This is a genomic window from Mesorhizobium sp. M0664 (assembly GCF_040320565.1).
Taxonomy (GTDB): domain Bacteria; phylum Pseudomonadota; class Alphaproteobacteria; order Rhizobiales; family Rhizobiaceae; genus Mesorhizobium.
Genome location: NZ_JAMYPW010000079.1, coordinates 1 through 15,632, shown reverse-complemented (window position 1 = coordinate 15,632; position 15,632 = coordinate 1). Strand labels below are relative to the sequence as shown.

Below are 15,632 nucleotides of genomic sequence, written 5' to 3'. Positions count from 1 at the left end.
CGACCTCAACCTCGTCGAGAGATAGCATGGAGCACTGTTCGCGATGTCCTCGCACACCTGTTCGCGATGTCTCCGGTCCAAACAGCCCCTTGAGGGGGAGATGTCGCCAAAGGCGACAGAGGGGTCACAGCGCGTAGAACACCAGCCCCTTCCGCGACGACAGAGGAGGTGGGCGCTTGAAATTTGACGACCCCTTCTGGCCTGCCGGCCATCTCCCCCTCAAGGGGGGAGATTAACTACTTCGACGATTTCGCCAATCACCGCACGGCAGCAAAAATCTTATTTGCCGGCTAATTTTAGCAACCTACCTACTCCCGCTTCAGCCTTCGGCAAAGCTCGTCGAGCTGCTCCAGCGTCCGGTAGGCGACGCTGATCACGCCGCCGCGCTGGTTGTGCTCGATCGTGACAATCATGCCGATCGTGCTGGTCATCAGCCGCTCCAGCGCCAGCGTGTCGGCATCCTTTTGCGGCGGTGCGGCGGGCTGGCGTTTTGCCGACGGCGCGCCGACCGGCAGCTGCGCCAAGGCCTCGGCCTGGCGCACCGAAAGCCCCTCATCGATGATCCGCTTGGCAAGCCCGGCCGGGTCGTTGGCCGTCACCAGGGTACGGGCGTGGCCGGCAGAGAGCGCCCCGTCGACCAGCATGTCGCGGATGACGTCGGGCAGCTTGAGCAGTCTCAACGTGTTGGCGACATGGCTGCGGCTCTTGCCGATCACCTGGCCGAGATCGGCCTGGGTATAGCCATGGTCGTCGATCAGCTGCTGGTAGCCGAGCGCCTCCTCGACCGGGTTGAGGTCGGTGCGCTGGACGTTTTCGATGATCGCCAGTTCGAGCGCCGTGCGATCGTTGACGTCGCGCACGATAATCGGGATTTCGGTCAGCCCGGCGCGTTGCGCCGCACGCCAGCGTCGCTCGCCGGCGATGATCTCATAGCGGCCCGGCTGGGTTTTCGACGGCCGCGCCACCACCGGCTGCACCACGCCATGTTCGCGGATGGACTGGGCGAGGTCGGTCAGGTCGGCGTCGCCAAAATGCCGGCGCGGGTTTTTCGGGTTAGGGCTGAGGAACTCGATCGGCACCTTGCCGTCGGCCGCCAACCCGGGCTTTTCCGGTGCCGCCGGGCGATCGATTTCGCCGATCAGGGCCGCCAGTCCCCGTCCCAGTCTTTTCCTCGAAGGGTCTTCGTTCATCGTCCGTCCAGATCGTTTCGGTATCGAATCGCTTGTTGGTTACTGCTAGGCGGCACGCAATTTGCGCTCGCGGCGGATGACTTCCGAAGCAAGCTGCAGATAGGCCTGGCTGCCCGAACATTTGAGGTCGTAGAGAATCGCCGGCTTGCCGTAGGACGGCGCCTCGGAGACGCGGACATTGCGCGGGATGACGGTTTCATAGACCTTGTCGCCCATATGCGCCCGCACATCCTGCACCACCTGGTTGGCGAGATTGTTGCGCCCGTCGAACATGGTCAGCACGATGCCCTGGATCGTCAGGTCGGGGTTGATCGAGCGGCGCACCTGCTCGACCGTCTCCAAAAGCTGGCTCAGGCCCTCCAGCGCGAAAAACTCGCACTGCAGCGGCACCAGCACCGAATCGGCCGCAGCCATCGAATTCAGTGTCAGCAGGTTGAGCGACGGCGGGCAGTCGATCAGCACATAGCCGAAATTGGCCGAGCGCTCAGCCGAAGCCCGCAGAGCGTTGCGCAGCCGCAGCACTCGATCCGGCGCCGAGGCGATTTCCATCTCTATGCCGAGCAGGTCGAGCGTCGACGGTACGATCGACAGGCCAGGCACCGCCGTCGGGATCGCCGCCGCTTCGAGATCCAGCTCGCCGGTCAGCACATCATAGGACGAGACGGTGCGGTCGCGCCGGTCGATGCCAAGCCCGGTGCTGGCGTTGCCCTGCGGGTCGAGATCGGCGATCAGCACCTGTTCGCCTATGGCCGCCAGCGCGGTGGCCAGATTGATGGCGGTCGTCGTCTTGCCGACGCCGCCTTTCTGGTTGGCGACGGTGATGATTCGGGGGCCGTTCTTCATCATGGGTCTATGCCAGAAATTCATTTGGGTCGCCGGTCACAAGCCAGGGTGCTGTCGCAAGTCGGATACTTCGAGAATGACGCCCTGTGCGTCGGTTGCACTGGCATGTTCTACCAGATCGAAAGACCATCGTTGAGCGCTTTCTGCCACTTCGGCGCGGTAATCCCGACCTTTGTGAAACAGGCCGCGCGACCCCTTGGTCAGCCACGGTGCTGCCAGGTCGAGCAAGCCGGGCAGCGAGGTGAGTGCCCTGGCTGTGACGATTTGCGGTGCAGGAACAAGAGGATAGCTGTCTTCGATGCGGCGCGCGATAACCTTGGCGGGCAGGCTGAACTGTCCGATGACCGCTTGCAGGAACGATGCTTTTTTCCGGTTGCTTTCAACCAGGTCGATACCGGCGCCGTCCCGCTCGGCAAGCAAAAAGGCCAGCACAAGGCCGGGAAACCCACCGCCGGAGCCGAGATCGACCCAGCGCTTCGCCTTTGGTTTGATTCGCGCCAGCTGCGCGCTGTCGAGGATGTGGCGGCGCCAGACATCGTCCTGCGTCGATTGCGCGGCCAGATTGATCCGGCGGTTCCATTTCTGGAAGACGGCCTCGAACTCGACCAGGCGATCGAATGTTTCACGTGAAACCGGGCCCGCTGCCGCCTGCAGGTTTGCCCAGGACGCAGCGCTCACGCGACCTGCTTTCGCGCGGCCGCCTCGGCATTGCGGACATGGGCGACAATAATCGCCAGCGCCGCCGGCGTCATGCCTTCCATGCGTTGCGCATCGGCAATCGAGCGCGGCTGGCGTGCCAGCATCTTCTGCTTCAACTCGTTCGACAGGCCGGGAACAGAAGCAAAGTCGAGCGATTTGGGAATAAGCCTGCTCTCCTCATGCCTGATCTGCGAAACATCGGCCTGCTGCCGGTCGAGATAGACAGAATATTTGGCTTCCGTTTCAAGACGTTCGGCCGTTTTGCTGTCGATCGCCGCGAAAGCCGGCTCGACCCTCGCCAGCCAGGCGATGTCGACGCCGGGATAGGCCAGCAACTCATAGGCCGAGCGGCGGACGCCGTCCCGGTTGATTTCGAGCCCATGGCGCGCTGCCTCATTGGGGGTCATGGTGGTGCCGAGGGCGAGCTGTCGCGCCTTCTCAAGGTCTTGCATACTATTGTTGAACCGCTGCATCCGCTCCGGCGAGGCAATCCCCAGCCTTATCGCCAGTGGCGTCAGCCGCTCATCGGCGTTGTCGGCTCGGAGCGATAGCCGGAACTCGGCCCGCGAGGTGAACATGCGGTAGGGTTCGGCAATGCCGCGGCTGGTCAAATCGTCGACCATCACGCCGATATAGGCTTCGGTGCGGCTGAGCACGATTTCCTCGCTCGCCGACGCCTTGCGCGCCGCATTCAAGCCGGCAAGCAGCCCTTGCGCGCCGGCCTCCTCGTAGCCGGTGGTGCCGTTGATCTGTCCGGCGAGGAACAAGCCGGCGATCCGCTTGGTTTCCAGCGTCGGCTTGAGCTCGCGTGGATCGACATGATCATACTCGATGGCATAGCCCGGCTGCAGCATCGTTGCCCGCTCCAGCCCCGGAATGGTCTTCAGGATGTCGAGCTGCACGTCCTCGGGCAGCGAGGTCGAAATGCCGTTCGGGTACACCGTGTCGTCGTCCAGCCCTTCGGGCTCCAGAAAGATCTGGTGGCCTTCGCGGTCACCGAACTTGACGATCTTGTCTTCGATCGACGGGCAATAACGCGGCCCGACGCCTTCGATCGACCCCGAATACATGGCCGAGCGGCCGAGATTGGCGCGAATCAGCTCGTGCGTCGCATTGGTCGTTCGGGTGATGCCGCAATGGATCTGCGGATTTTCGATGCGATCGGTCAGCAGCGAGAACGGCACGGGGTCCTCGTCCGCCGCCTGGCTCTCCAGTGACGCCCAATCGATCGTCCTGCCGTCCAGCCGCGGCGGCGTGCCGGTCTTCAGCCGCCCGAGCCTGAAGCCGGCGTGGCTCATCGTCGCCGACAGGCCGACGCTCGCCTGCTCGTTCATGCGGCCGGCGACGATCTTCTTCTCGCCGATATGGATCAGCCCGCGCAGAAAAGTGCCGGTCGTCAGCACCACGGCGCCGCAGGCGAGCCGGCTACCATCCGCCAGCAGCACCGCCGCGATGCGTCCGTCGTCGATTTCCCCATTGTTGATTTCGAAATCCAGCACCTCGCCTTCGATGACATCGAGGCCAGCCTGCTGGCGGATTGCCGCCTGCATGGCGAGGCGATAAAGTTTTCGGTCGGCCTGTGTTCGCGGACCACGCACGGCTGGCCCCTTGCGGCGGTTGAGCAGGCGGAACTGGATGCCGGCGGCATCGGCGACGCGCCCCATCAGCCCGTCCATGGCGTCGATCTCGCGAACCAGATGGCCCTTGCCGAGGCCGCCGATCGCCGGATTGCAAGACATCACGCCGATCGTGTCGAAACGCAGCGTCACCAGCGCCGTCCTGGCGCCAGCCCGCGCGGCCGCACTAGCCGCCTCGCACCCAGCATGACCGCCGCCCACCACCACCACATCGTAGCGATTGGTCATTTGTATATTCCGATTCAAATCTGCCGACACATGTGCCCGTGAGCCTGCACTGTCAAGGACACCAACTAGTCGTTTCACGTGAAACAATTCCGTCTGCGTTCATCGCTACGTGTTTCACGTGAATCATCACCGGCTTCCCGCCACTATGCGAGTAAGCTAGCGACACGCCCGCATCTCGGCATTTGGCAATGTTTCACGTGAGTCATTTGCCGATACAGAACTGCGAAAAGATAACGTCCAGCATATCCTCGACATCGACCGCCCCAACGATGCGTCCAAGCCGATCCGCCGCCAGGCGCAGTTCCTCGGCCCGTAGCTCCTGCCCGCGATCACCACTGACCACTGCTGCGAGCAGGAAGCGTTTCGTCTCGTTGAGCAGCTCGACGTGCCGCAGCCGCGACGGCAGGACATCGCCGGCCTTGCCGATCTGGACTGCGGCACGACGCCCGATCTCGTCCAGCAGTTCGGCCAGACCCGTGCCGTCCCGCGTCGAGATAGCGAAATCATAGTGCACCGCAGGCGAGGGCGATTTACCCCCCAGCAGGTCAATTTTTGTTCCAACCCTCAGCGCCTGAATGTCGCCCGGCGGCACACCGATTGCGATTGGCTCCGCCAGATCCTCAAGCAGCAACAGCAGATCGGCGCTGTGCGCCTTGGTCCTGGCCTTCTCGATGCCGATCGCCTCTATCTTGCCGGGCGCCTCGCGCAGACCGGCGGTGTCGGTTACCCTGACCCGCACCCCTTCCAGGTCCAGTACCACCTCGAGCAGGTCGCGGGTCGTGCCCGGCTCGTCGGTGACGATGGCCGCTTCGCGCCGCGCCAAGGCGTTGAACAGGCTGGACTTGCCGGCATTCGGTGCGCCGAGGATTACCACTTCGAACCCGTCGCGGATGATTTCGGCAGCGCGGAAGCCGGCGACGTGGCGCTCGATTTCGTCGATCATGGCCCGGACATCGGACCAGACCGTATCAGCGACCGAGCCCGGCACGTCATCCTCGTCGGCAAAGTCGATCTCGGCCTCGATCATCGCGCGGGCGTGGATCAGCCGTCGGCGCCAGCCCAGATAGACTTCGCTCTGCACGCCTTGGGCGTTGTGAACGGCAAAGCGCCGCTGCGCCTCGGTTTCAGCGTTGATGAGATCGGCCAGCGCCTCGGTTTCGACCAGATCGAGCTTGCCGTTGAGAAAGGCGCGGCGGGTGAGTTCGCCAGGCTCGGCATGCCTGACGCCGTCGAAGGAGGCGATCGTTTCCAGCATCCTCGCCACAACGGCGCGCCCGCCATGCACATGGAACTCTGCAACGTCCTCGCCGGTAAAACTGTCGGGGCCGGCAAAGAAGACGACCAGGCCGCTGTCCAGCACCGATCCGTCGAGCGCCCGGAACTTGCGATAGGTGGCAACGCGGTTTGGCACCTTCGATCCAGCAATCGTTTCGACAGCGAATCGACTGTGCGGCCCGGAAATCCGGATCACCGCAATGCCGGCCGGCAGGCGCCCGCTCGACAGCGCCACGATGGAGTCTTTTGAAATCATTTGCCCGCTCTGCCGAAGCGCCCTAGCTATGCCTGTTCAATCCGCATCGAGTAGTGCCGTGACATTGCCTGCACAAAACCTGCTTGCCGAAGAGGCCAGCCCCTATCTGCAGCAGCACAGCGGCAATCCAGTGCACTGGCGGCCATGGTCGCCCGCCGCTCTGGCCGAAGCAAAGGTGCTGCAGCGTCCGATCCTGCTCTCTGTCGGCTACGCCGCGTGCCATTGGTGCCACGTCATGGCGCATGAGAGCTTCGAGAACGACGACGTCGCCGCCGTCATGAACCGTCTCTTCGTCAATATCAAGGTCGACCGCGAGGAGCGCCCCGACATCGACCAGATCTACATGGCGGCGCTGTCCTCGATGGGCGAGCAGGGCGGCTGGCCGCTGACCATGTTCCTGACGCCGGAGGGCAAGCCGTTCTGGGGCGGCACTTACTTTCCGCGCGAAGCCCGCTACGGCCGGCCGGGTTTCGTCCAGGTGCTGGAGGCGGTTGACAAGGCTTGGCGGGAGAAGAAAGAAAGCGTTAACCAGAGTGCCGACGGGCTGACCACGCATGTCGAGACGCGGCTGGCGGGCAGCCATGCCAAGGCCGTGCTCGACCGCGGCATGCTGGCGAACCTCGCCAATGGCATTGACGGCATGATCGACCGCGATTTGGGCGGTCTGCGCGGCGCGCCGAAATTCCCCAACGCGCCGTTCATGCAGAGCCTCTGGCTGACCTGGCTGCGCGACGGCACCGCATCGCACCGCGACGCCGTTCTCCTCAGCCTCGAAAAGATGCTGGCCGGTGGCATCTATGACCATATTGGCGGCGGACTCAGCCGCTACTCGACCGACGCCGAATGGCTGGTCCCGCATTTCGAAAAAATGCTCTACGACAATGCCCAGCTCATCCGCTTGTGCAATTGGGCCTATGCGTCAACCGGCGAGGAATTGTTCCGGCTGCGAATCGAAGAGACCATTGCCTGGCTGTTGCGCGAAATGCGAGTCGAGGGCGATGCCTTCGCCGCCAGCCTTGATGCCGATAGCGAGGGCGAGGAGGGGTTGTTCTACACCTGGAGCAGGGATGAGCTCGAGGCAGCCCCTGGCGACGATTCAGCATTGTTTTTCAAATACTTCACGCTTGCCGATCCGCATGGTTGGGAAGGCAAGCCGATCATTTGCCAGACTGATGCTCAACAGGCGCAGAGCGTCGTCGATCGTGACCTTCTGGTTCCGCTCAAGCAAAGGCTGCTGGCAGCGAGGGAACAGCGCGTGCGGCCCGGGCGTGACGGCAAGGCCCTGACCGACTGGAACGGCTTGATGATCGCAGCCCTTGCCGAGGCCGGACGGTCGCTTGGCCGATCCGACTGGATCGAAGCGGCGGCAACGGCCTTTGCCGCGATTGCGGCTGCCGGACGTGACGGCCGCCTGCCGCATTCGATGCTCGGCGCAAAGAAGCTGTTTCCGGCTCTGTCGAGCGACTATGCCGCCATGGCCAACGCCGCCATCTCACTGTTCGAGGCGACCGGCAATCCCGACTACATCGATCGCGCCGGGAACTTCATTGAGCAACTCGATCTTTGGCACCGGGACAGCGACAAGACCGGCTATTATCTGACCGCGTCCGACAGCGCGGATGTGCCGATCCGCATCCGCGGCGATGTCGACGAAGCCATTCCTTCCGCTACCGGCCAGATCATCGAAGCCCTGGTCCGATTGTCGTCGCTTTCGGGCGATCTCGATCTCTGGGAAAAAGCCTGGACAGTCGCAGAGCACGCGGGCGGGCGGGCGGAGCACCAGGGCTATGGCCAGGCGGGTATAGTCAATGCCTGTGCCTTGGCGCTTGAACCGCTGAAGCTGGTGATCGTGGATAGACCGGAGACTCTAAGGCTTGTTCCGGTTGCGAATCGAAATCCAGACCCGCGCCGGGTGGACGTCGTCGTGCCTGTTGGCTCGGCGACAAATCTGCCAGCCTTGCCAGGCGGCGTCCTGCCGCCAACGACCGAGCCCGGCGCCTGGCTCTGCACGGGGCAGGTCTGCCTGCCGGTGATAACCGACGCTGAGGAACTCGAGCGGCAGTTGCGCCGTCGATAGGTCGAGGTGCACAGAACCGGAACGCCGGCGGGACAGCGCCTTGCCCCCTTTACGTATTCATCGAATCGAAGAAATCCGCGTTGGTCTTGGTCTGCTTGAGCTTGTCGATAAGGAACTCGATGGCGTCGGTCGTTCCCATCGGCGCCAGGATGCGGCGCAGCACGAAGATCTTCTGCAGGTCCTGGCGCGGAACCAGCAGGTCCTCCTTGCGGGTGCCGGATTTGAGGATGTCCATGGCCGGATAGATGCGCTTGTCCGCCACCTTGCGGTCGAGCACGATTTCCGAATTGCCGGTGCCCTTGAACTCTTCGAAGATGACCTCGTCCATGCGGCTGCCGGTATCGATCAACGCCGTCGCGATGATGGTCAGCGAGCCGCCTTCCTCGATGTTGCGGGCAGCACCGAAGAAGCGCTTCGGCCGCTGCAGCGCGTTGGCGTCGACACCACCGGTCAGCACCTTGCCGGATGACGGCACGACGGTGTTGTAGGCGCGGCCGAGGCGGGTGATCGAATCCAGCAGGATGACGACGTCACGGCCGTGCTCGACCAGGCGCTTGGCCTTCTCGATGACCATTTCGGCAACCTGGACGTGGCGCACCGCCGGCTCGTCGAAGGTCGAGGATACCACCTCGCCCTTCACCGAGCGCTGCATGTCGGTGACTTCCTCCGGCCGCTCGTCGATCAGAAGCACGATCAAATAGCATTCCGGATGATTGGTGGTGATCGAATGGGCGATGTTCTGCAACAGCACCGTCTTGCCGGTGCGCGGCTGCGCCACGATCAGGGCGCGCTGGCCCTTGCCGAGCGGCGCCACCAGGTCGATGACGCGCGCCGAAATGTCCTTCGAGGTCGGAACCTCCATCTCCATCTTCAGCCGCGAGGTCGGATAAAGCGGGGTCAGATTGTCGAAATGGATCTTGTGGCGGATTTTTTCCGGGTCGTCGAAATTGATCGTGTTGACCTTGAGCAGCGCGAAATAGCGCTCGCCCTCTTTCGGGCTGCGGATCGGCCCTTCGACCGTATCGCCGGTCTTCAGCGAGAACCGCCGGATCTGCGACGGTGAAATATAGATGTCGTCGGGACCCGGCAGATAATTGGCATTGGCGGAGCGCAGGAAACCAAAACCGTCCTGCAGCACTTCGACGACGCCGTCGCCGATGATCTCGATATCCTGGGTCGCCAGCCTCTTCAAGATCGCGAACATCAGCTCCTGCTTGCGCATGACGCTGGCGTTCTCGACCTCGAGCGATTCCGCATAAGCGATCAGCTCTGGCGGTTTCTTGTTCTTGAACTCTGTGAGTTTCATTTCTTGCATCATTAGACGGACTCTGAGTAAGCTTTGGGAAAAATATCGGCGGGATGCGACAAATGCCGGGCGCGGCCGAAGCGATAAATGGGCGGCGCATGACGGGAAGGAAGACCCGTCTTTTATCGTCGGTCGGTTGAAAGAGCAAGCCGCCTTTTGCGGGCAACCGAAGACGTCAGAACGGTTTCACGATTACCAGGACGACGATGACGATCATCAGCAATGTAGGGATCTCATTGACGATCCGCCAGTGCCTTGCCGATTTTTCATTGCGGTCTTCGGCAAATTTGCGGACGGCGCCGGCGAGATAGCCATGCACGGCCGACAGGCCAACCACCGCAGCGATCTTGGCATGCAGCCAGCCGCCTTGAAAACCAAAGCCTTTCCAGGCGAGCCAAAGGCCGAATGCCCAGGTGATCACCATTGCCGGATTGATGATGCCGCGCAGCAGGCGGCGCTCCATCACCTTGAAAGTCTCCGACTGGACGGAGCCTTTTTCGGCATCGGCATGATAGACCAGCAAGCGCGGCAAATAGAGCATGCCAGCCATCCAGGAGATGACGGCAATCACATGGATCGCCTTCGCCCAGGGATAGAAATCATCGGGCCCGAAGAAAAACAGCAGCCCGGCCAGCACCAGGAAAATGGCGATCGCGATTGCCGCGCGGCGCATCGCGCCCTTACCGGTGTTGGTGCCGTTCGCATTGTCCGCGCCCATCATCGTCACGATGCGCTCCGCACCAGCTTGACCATCCGCTCGACATGCGCCAGCGGCGTCTCGGGCGTGATGCCGTGGCCGAGATTGAAGATCAGCGGCCCGTCGCCCAGCGCCTTCAGGATCGCCCCCACGCCGTCGTCAAGCGCCTTGCCGCCGGCTACAAGCCGCAGCGGATCGAGATTGCCCTGCACGGCGCCGTCACGCTGCAATTCCTTCGCGCTCGACAAGGGCACGGTCCAATCGAGGCCCAGCCCGGTCACGCCGGTCTTCTGGCGATAGCTTCGATAGTGATCTCCCGCGCCCTTGGGAAAGCCGATGATCGGAACATTGGGATGGACAGCCTTCACTTGCCGGACGATCGAGGCCACCGGCTCGACGCAGAACAATTCGAAAGACGCTTCGTCGAGCACGCCTGACCACGAATCGAAGATCTGCACCACGTCGGCGCCGGCCGCGATCTGGCGGATCAGATAGGCAGCCGAATGATCGGCGAGCACCTTCAGCAGCCGAAGAAAGGCCGCCGGCTCGCGATAGGCGAACAGCCTGGCCGGCGCCTGGTCGGGCGTACCGTGGCCGGCAATCATGTAGGTCGCCACCGTCCAGGGCGCACCGCAGAAGCCGATCAGCGTCGTTTCATCAGGCAGTCTGGCGCGCAACCGCCGCACCGTCTCGTAGACCGGCTCGAGATTCACGTGAAACGTTTCGCCGTCGAGAGCCGCAATTTCCGCAGCCGTGATCGGCGTCAGCAGCGGGCCGCGTCCTTCCTCGAAGCGCACGTCGCGGCCGAGCGCATGCGGCACGACAAGAATATCGGAAAACAGGATCGATGCATCGAAGCCGAAGCGTTCGATCGGCTGCAGCGTCACTTCGACGGCGAGATCCGGGTCGTAGCAAAGATCGAGGAAGGATCCGGCCCGTCTCCTCGTCTCCCGGTATTCCGGCAGATAGCGGCCGGCCTGGCGCATCATCCAGAGCGGTGGCGGAAACGCCCCCTTGCCTCTCAACACGTCCAGCACGATCCGGTCTTGAGGCATTGAGCGCTCGCCTTTCCAGGCTTCCCTATAATTAAATATTCTATTTTTAGGAATCTTATGATTCTAAGAGTCTGTTGGTTGTGGTGGTTGTCTGCTGTCCCGCTTTGCCCTCGAAAAGACCAGCCAGCATATTGTCGCGCGCTTCTCCAACGGGATTGCAGGACTTTGTGGAAAACCGCGAATTTACGACTGGAGTCAATGCGTTGCCGCCAGGCCAGGGAAATTGCCCCTGTGGATGAAGCGAAGGCAAAAAGCTCCGTCCCCGGACTTGTCCCCAACCGCCCGGAGAAGCCGACAGCACATCGAATTGTGGACAAACCGCCATCTGATACAGTCGCTTTGCGGTGGCCGAGTTTCCCGCCCGGCTTATCCACATCGGCCCACAGCCTGGAATGTATCCTGTGAACAAACCGCAGAGCTTCTTTCACCTTCACCTGATTTCCGACGCCACCGGCGAAACGCTGCTGGCCGCCGGCCGCGCGGCTTCCGCGCAATACAAGGACGCGCGCGCCATCGAACATATCTACCCGCTCATCCGCACCGAAAAGCAGGTGACGAAGGTGTTCGAGGATATCGAGGAGGAGCCGGGCATCATCCTCTATACGGTGGTCGACCAGAAGCTTGCCCGCGGCATCGACGAACGCTGCGCGGCCATGGGCCTGCCTTGCGTCTCGGTGCTGGAACCGGTGCTGACGGTGTTCCAGTCCTATCTCGGCACGCCGGCCGGCCGCCGCGTCGGTGCCCAGCATGTGCTGGACGCCGAATATTTCCGCCGCATCGACGCGCTCAACTTCACCATGGAGCATGACGATGGCCAGCTGCCGGCCAATATGGATGATGCCGACATCGTGCTCGTCGGCATCTCCCGCACCTCGAAGACGCCGACCAGCATCTATCTCGCCAATCGCGGCATCAAGACCGCCAACATCCCGATCGTGCTCGGCGTTCCGGTGCCCGAAAGCCTGGTCAATGCCACGAGGCCGCTGATCGTTGGCCTGGTCGCCACCGCCGAACGGATCTCGCAGGTCCGGCAGAACCGCATTCTCGGCACCAGCGCCTACGAACCGACCGACTATGTCGACCGCGCCGCGATCGCCGAAGAGCTCGCCTATGCCCGCCAGATATGCACGCGGCACGGCTGGCCGATGATCGACGTCAGTCGCCGTTCGATCGAGGAGACGGCGGCGGCCATCGTTGCCCTGCGCGGCAAGACGCGGTAGGGCGTGTGATATTCAGGTGATGCCGGCCTGCAAACGGCGGTTTCCTGCGCTTCCGGTGCTCACGTACGAAAAGTACGCTCCGCTCCGGTTCTCGGAAGCCACCGTTTTCGGCTCGGCCTGACCTGAATCTCGACACACCCTAGTGTCAGGAACCGGGTGAAAAAATGGCTGAAAAAATCATCCTTGCCTCGGGCAGCCCGTTCCGCAAGGCGCTGCTCGTCAATGCCGGCGTCACTGTCGAAGCGGTTCCGGCCTCTGTCGATGAGCGCGCGCTCGAGGCGCCGCTGCAGAATACTGGCGTGTCGCCGGAGGACGTCGCCCTGGTGCTCGCTGAAGCCAAGGCCACCGACGTCAGTGAGCGCAAGCCCGGCGCCCTGGTGCTCGGCTGCGACCAGACGCTGTCGCTCGGCGACGAGCTGTTCCACAAGCCGGCCGACATGGAAGGAGCGCGCCGTCATCTGCTGGCGCTGTCGGGCAAGACGCATCATCTCAACAGCGCCGTCGTGCTCGGCCGTGACGGCCAGGTTCTATGGCGGCATGTCGGCATCGCCAGCCTGACCATGCGCAAGCTCGATCCGGCCTTCATCGGCCGCCATCTGGCGCGCGTCGGCGCCAAGGCGTTGTCCAGCGTCGGCGCTTACCAGATCGAAGGCGAAGGCATCCAGCTGTTCGAAAAAATCGAAGGCGACTATTTTACTATTGTCGGCTTGCCACTTTTGCCGGTGCTGGCCAAGCTGCGTGAGTTCGGGGCGATCGATGGCTGAGGCCCCAAAAAAAGCCTTCGTCACCGGCCACCCGATCGCGCATTCCAGGTCTCCGAAGATCCACGGCCACTGGCTGGTGAAATACGGCATCGACGGCGTCTACGAGGCCATCGACGTTGCACCGGAGGCCTTTGCCGAATTCCTGCAGGCGCTGCAGGCACAAGGCTATCGCGGCGGCAACGTCACCATCCCGCACAAGGAAGCCGCCTTCGCACTGGCGGCGCGACGCGACGCCGACGCCGAACAGATCGGTGCGGTCAATACGCTGTGGTTCGAGAATGGCGAATTGTGCGGCGGCAACACCGATGCCCATGGCTTTGCCGCCAATCTGGACGAATATGCACCGGGCTGGGCGGCCAACGGCCCCGCCGTGGTGCTCGGTGCCGGCGGCGCCGCTCGCGCGGTCATCCATGCGCTGAAGCAGCGCGGCGTCAGCGACATCCGCATCGTCAACCGGACGCTTGCGAGGGCGCAGGAGCTGCGCGACCGCTTCGGTGCCGGCGTTTCCGCCCACAACCTCGCGGCGACCGGCGAATTGCTCGAAGATGCCGGCCTGCTGGTCAACACGACAGCGCTCGGCATGCATGGCAATGAAGGCCTGTCCGCGGATCCAGGCAGACTGCCGGACCGCGCCATCGTCACCGACATTGTCTACGTGCCGCTGGAGACGCCGCTGCTTGCTACCGCCAAAGCGCGCGGCCTGAGAACCGTCGATGGGCTCGGCATGCTGCTGCACCAGGCGGTGCCCGGCTTCGAGCGCTGGTTCGGCATCAGGCCAGAAGTCACCGCCGAACTGCGGCAAATAATTATTGCCGATATCGGCGCGATAAAATGATCGTGCTCGGCCTCACCGGATCGATCGGCATGGGCAAATCGACCGCGGCCAAGATGTTCGCCGAAGCCGGCGTGCCGGTCCATGATTCCGACGAGGCTGTGCATCGGCTTTATGCCGGCAAGGCCGCGCCCTTGGTCGAGGCGGCCTTTCCCGGCACCACCAGATCCGGTGCGGTCGACCGCGCGGCACTGGCGGAGCGGGTGCTCGGCGACGCCGCCGCGCTGAAACGGCTGGAAGCGATCATCCATCCGCTGGTCCGTGCCGATGCCGATGCCTTCCTGGCTGAACATCGTGCCGCCGGCGCGCCGCTTGCCGTGCTCGATATACCGCTGCTGTTCGAGACCGGCGGCCGCAACCGCGTCGACAAGGTCGTGGTCGTCACCGCGCCGCCCGAAGTCCAGCGCGCCCGCGTGCTGGCGCGGCCGGGTATGAACGAGGAGAAACTGGCGTCGATCCTGGCCAGGCAGGTTCCTGACGCCGAAAAGCGCCGGCGCGCCGACTTTGTCATCGACACCGGTCAGGGCTTTGACGCCACTCGCGCGGCCGTCAAGGCCATCATCGCCGAACTAGTCGTGGATAAGGCAGCCAGACCTGGTTAGGAGGCTTGCAGCCCGCATTACTTGTTGCCATTTTGTTCCTGGCGTGATTCGGCTAGAATGATGCCGGCACCAGTGGACTGATTCGATGCGTGAGATCATCTTCGATACGGAAACCACCGGCCTCGACACGCGCGAGGACCGCGTCATCGAGCTTGGCGGCGTCGAGCTGGTCAACCGCTTCCCGACCGGCCGAACCTTCCACAAATACATCAACCCGCAAGGCCGCCAGATCCATCACGAGGCGCAGGCCGTGCACGGCATCAGCGCCGCCGATCTTCAGGGCAAGCCGACTTTCATGGAGATCGCCGAGGAGTTTCTGGCCTTCATCGACGGCGCCAAACTGGTCGCGCACAATGCCGGCTTCGACATCGGCTTCCTCAATCTCGAATTCGGCCGGCTTGGCCATCCGGCCATCGATCCGGGACGGATCGTCGACACGCTGGCGCTGGCGCGCCGCAAGCATCCGATGGGCCCCAATTCGCTCGACGCGCTCTGCCGCCGCTACGGCATCGACAACGGCCGCCGCACCAGGCACGGCGCGCTGCTCGATTCGGAATTGCTGGCCGAGGTCTATATCGAGCTCATCGGCGGCAAGCAGGCAAGCCTTATCCTCGACAGCATCCTGACTCCGGCGGGCGGCAGGCAGGATGTCGACGACATCGATATTTCGATCGGTGTGCGGCCGATCGCCTTGCCGTCGCGCCTGACCGATGCCGAGCGCGCAGCACACGCAGGCATGGTTGGCAGCCTCGGCGAAAAAGCGCTGTGGCTGCGCGTCCCCCCGGAAGCGAGTTCCGCGGCACAGTGATTTTGACCGGAGTGATCCTTCGCGCCCCCCTCTGTCCTGCCGGACATCTCCCCCTCAGGGGGGTGTTTGGACCGGAGACATCGCGAACAGGTGTGCGAGGACATCGCGAACAGTTTGGCGCGCTTTGCGCCGGGAGGTTCGGG

The 15,632-nt window shown here is 63.2% G+C and carries 14 protein-coding genes; 6 read left to right on the top strand and 8 right to left on the bottom strand.

Features of this window, described 5'->3' with window-relative positions; all coding sequences use genetic code 11:
• Positions 1 to 308: 308 nt before the first annotated feature.
• The 5 genes from NKI39_RS33305 to mnmE form a co-directional block, all read right to left on the bottom strand.
• The gene (locus tag NKI39_RS33305; protein ID WP_352491256.1) at positions 309 to 1,190 is read right to left on the bottom strand and encodes a ParB/RepB/Spo0J family partition protein; all 882 of its coding nucleotides are present in this window, start codon (positions 1,188 to 1,190) and stop codon (positions 309 to 311) included.
• A gap of 45 nt (positions 1,191 to 1,235) precedes the next feature.
• Positions 1,236 to 2,036 carry a ParA family protein gene (locus NKI39_RS33300; protein ID WP_352837272.1) on the bottom strand — a complete coding sequence of 267 codons (801 nt, stop codon included), beginning with the start codon at positions 2,034 to 2,036 and terminating at the stop codon, positions 1,236 to 1,238.
• Between the two features lie 33 nt (positions 2,037 to 2,069).
• Entirely contained in the window at positions 2,070 to 2,711 is a 642-nt protein-coding gene (rsmG, locus tag NKI39_RS33295; protein WP_352837269.1) for a 16S rRNA (guanine(527)-N(7))-methyltransferase RsmG, read from the bottom strand.
• On the bottom strand, positions 2,708 to 4,597 hold the full coding sequence (gene mnmG, locus NKI39_RS33290; protein ID WP_352837266.1) for a tRNA uridine-5-carboxymethylaminomethyl(34) synthesis enzyme MnmG: 1,890 nt from the start codon (positions 4,595 to 4,597) through the stop codon (positions 2,708 to 2,710). Before mnmG ends, rsmG begins: the two co-directional genes overlap by 4 nt.
• 202 nt (positions 4,598 to 4,799) lie before the next feature.
• The gene (mnmE, locus tag NKI39_RS33285) at positions 4,800 to 6,128 is read right to left on the bottom strand and encodes a tRNA uridine-5-carboxymethylaminomethyl(34) synthesis GTPase MnmE (protein WP_352837263.1); all 1,329 of its coding nucleotides are present in this window, start codon (positions 6,126 to 6,128) and stop codon (positions 4,800 to 4,802) included.
• A 58-nt stretch (positions 6,129 to 6,186) separates the two neighbouring features.
• Here mnmE and NKI39_RS33280 point away from each other — a divergent pair, with 58 nt between their 5' ends.
• Positions 6,187 to 8,205, top strand: a complete 2,019-nt coding sequence (locus NKI39_RS33280; RefSeq protein ID WP_352837260.1) for a thioredoxin domain-containing protein — start codon at positions 6,187 to 6,189, stop codon at positions 8,203 to 8,205.
• A gap of 49 nt (positions 8,206 to 8,254) precedes the next feature.
• On the opposite strand, the gene rho is transcribed toward NKI39_RS33280, so the two are convergent.
• From rho to hemE, 3 genes are all read right to left on the bottom strand, one after another.
• Positions 8,255 to 9,520 carry a transcription termination factor Rho gene (rho, locus tag NKI39_RS33275; RefSeq protein ID WP_023675925.1) on the bottom strand — a complete coding sequence of 422 codons (1,266 nt, stop codon included), beginning with the start codon at positions 9,518 to 9,520 and terminating at the stop codon, positions 8,255 to 8,257.
• A gap of 166 nt (positions 9,521 to 9,686) precedes the next feature.
• Positions 9,687 to 10,232, bottom strand: a complete 546-nt coding sequence (hemJ, locus tag NKI39_RS33270; protein ID WP_502898648.1) for a protoporphyrinogen oxidase HemJ — start codon at positions 10,230 to 10,232, stop codon at positions 9,687 to 9,689.
• Positions 10,233 to 10,234: 2 nt separating this feature from the next.
• Positions 10,235 to 11,263 (bottom strand): uroporphyrinogen decarboxylase, encoded by a 1,029-nt coding sequence (gene hemE / locus NKI39_RS33265; protein ID WP_352837257.1) that lies wholly within the window; start codon positions 11,261 to 11,263, stop codon positions 10,235 to 10,237.
• 401 nt (positions 11,264 to 11,664) lie between these two features.
• Between hemE and NKI39_RS33260 the strand changes: the two genes are divergently transcribed.
• From NKI39_RS33260 to dnaQ, 5 genes are all read left to right on the top strand, one after another.
• Positions 11,665 to 12,483: a pyruvate, water dikinase regulatory protein gene (locus NKI39_RS33260; protein WP_254817949.1), complete on the top strand. Its 819-nt coding sequence runs from the start codon at positions 11,665 to 11,667 to the stop codon at positions 12,481 to 12,483.
• Between the two features lie 164 nt (positions 12,484 to 12,647).
• Positions 12,648 to 13,247 carry a Maf-like protein gene (locus NKI39_RS33255; RefSeq protein WP_352473997.1) on the top strand — a complete coding sequence of 200 codons (600 nt, stop codon included), beginning with the start codon at positions 12,648 to 12,650 and terminating at the stop codon, positions 13,245 to 13,247.
• Positions 13,240 to 14,082, top strand: coding sequence for a shikimate dehydrogenase (locus NKI39_RS33250; RefSeq protein ID WP_352837254.1), 843 nt, complete (start codon positions 13,240 to 13,242; stop codon positions 14,080 to 14,082). The genes NKI39_RS33255 and NKI39_RS33250 overlap by 8 nt, the downstream gene beginning before the upstream one ends.
• Positions 14,079 to 14,681 carry a dephospho-CoA kinase gene (coaE, locus tag NKI39_RS33245; RefSeq protein WP_352837251.1) on the top strand — a complete coding sequence of 201 codons (603 nt, stop codon included), beginning with the start codon at positions 14,079 to 14,081 and terminating at the stop codon, positions 14,679 to 14,681. Before NKI39_RS33250 ends, coaE begins: the two co-directional genes overlap by 4 nt.
• An 85-nt stretch (positions 14,682 to 14,766) precedes the next feature.
• Positions 14,767 to 15,489, top strand: a complete 723-nt coding sequence (gene dnaQ, locus NKI39_RS33240; RefSeq protein ID WP_352837248.1) for a DNA polymerase III subunit epsilon — start codon at positions 14,767 to 14,769, stop codon at positions 15,487 to 15,489.
• Positions 15,490 to 15,632: the final 143 nt, after the last annotated feature.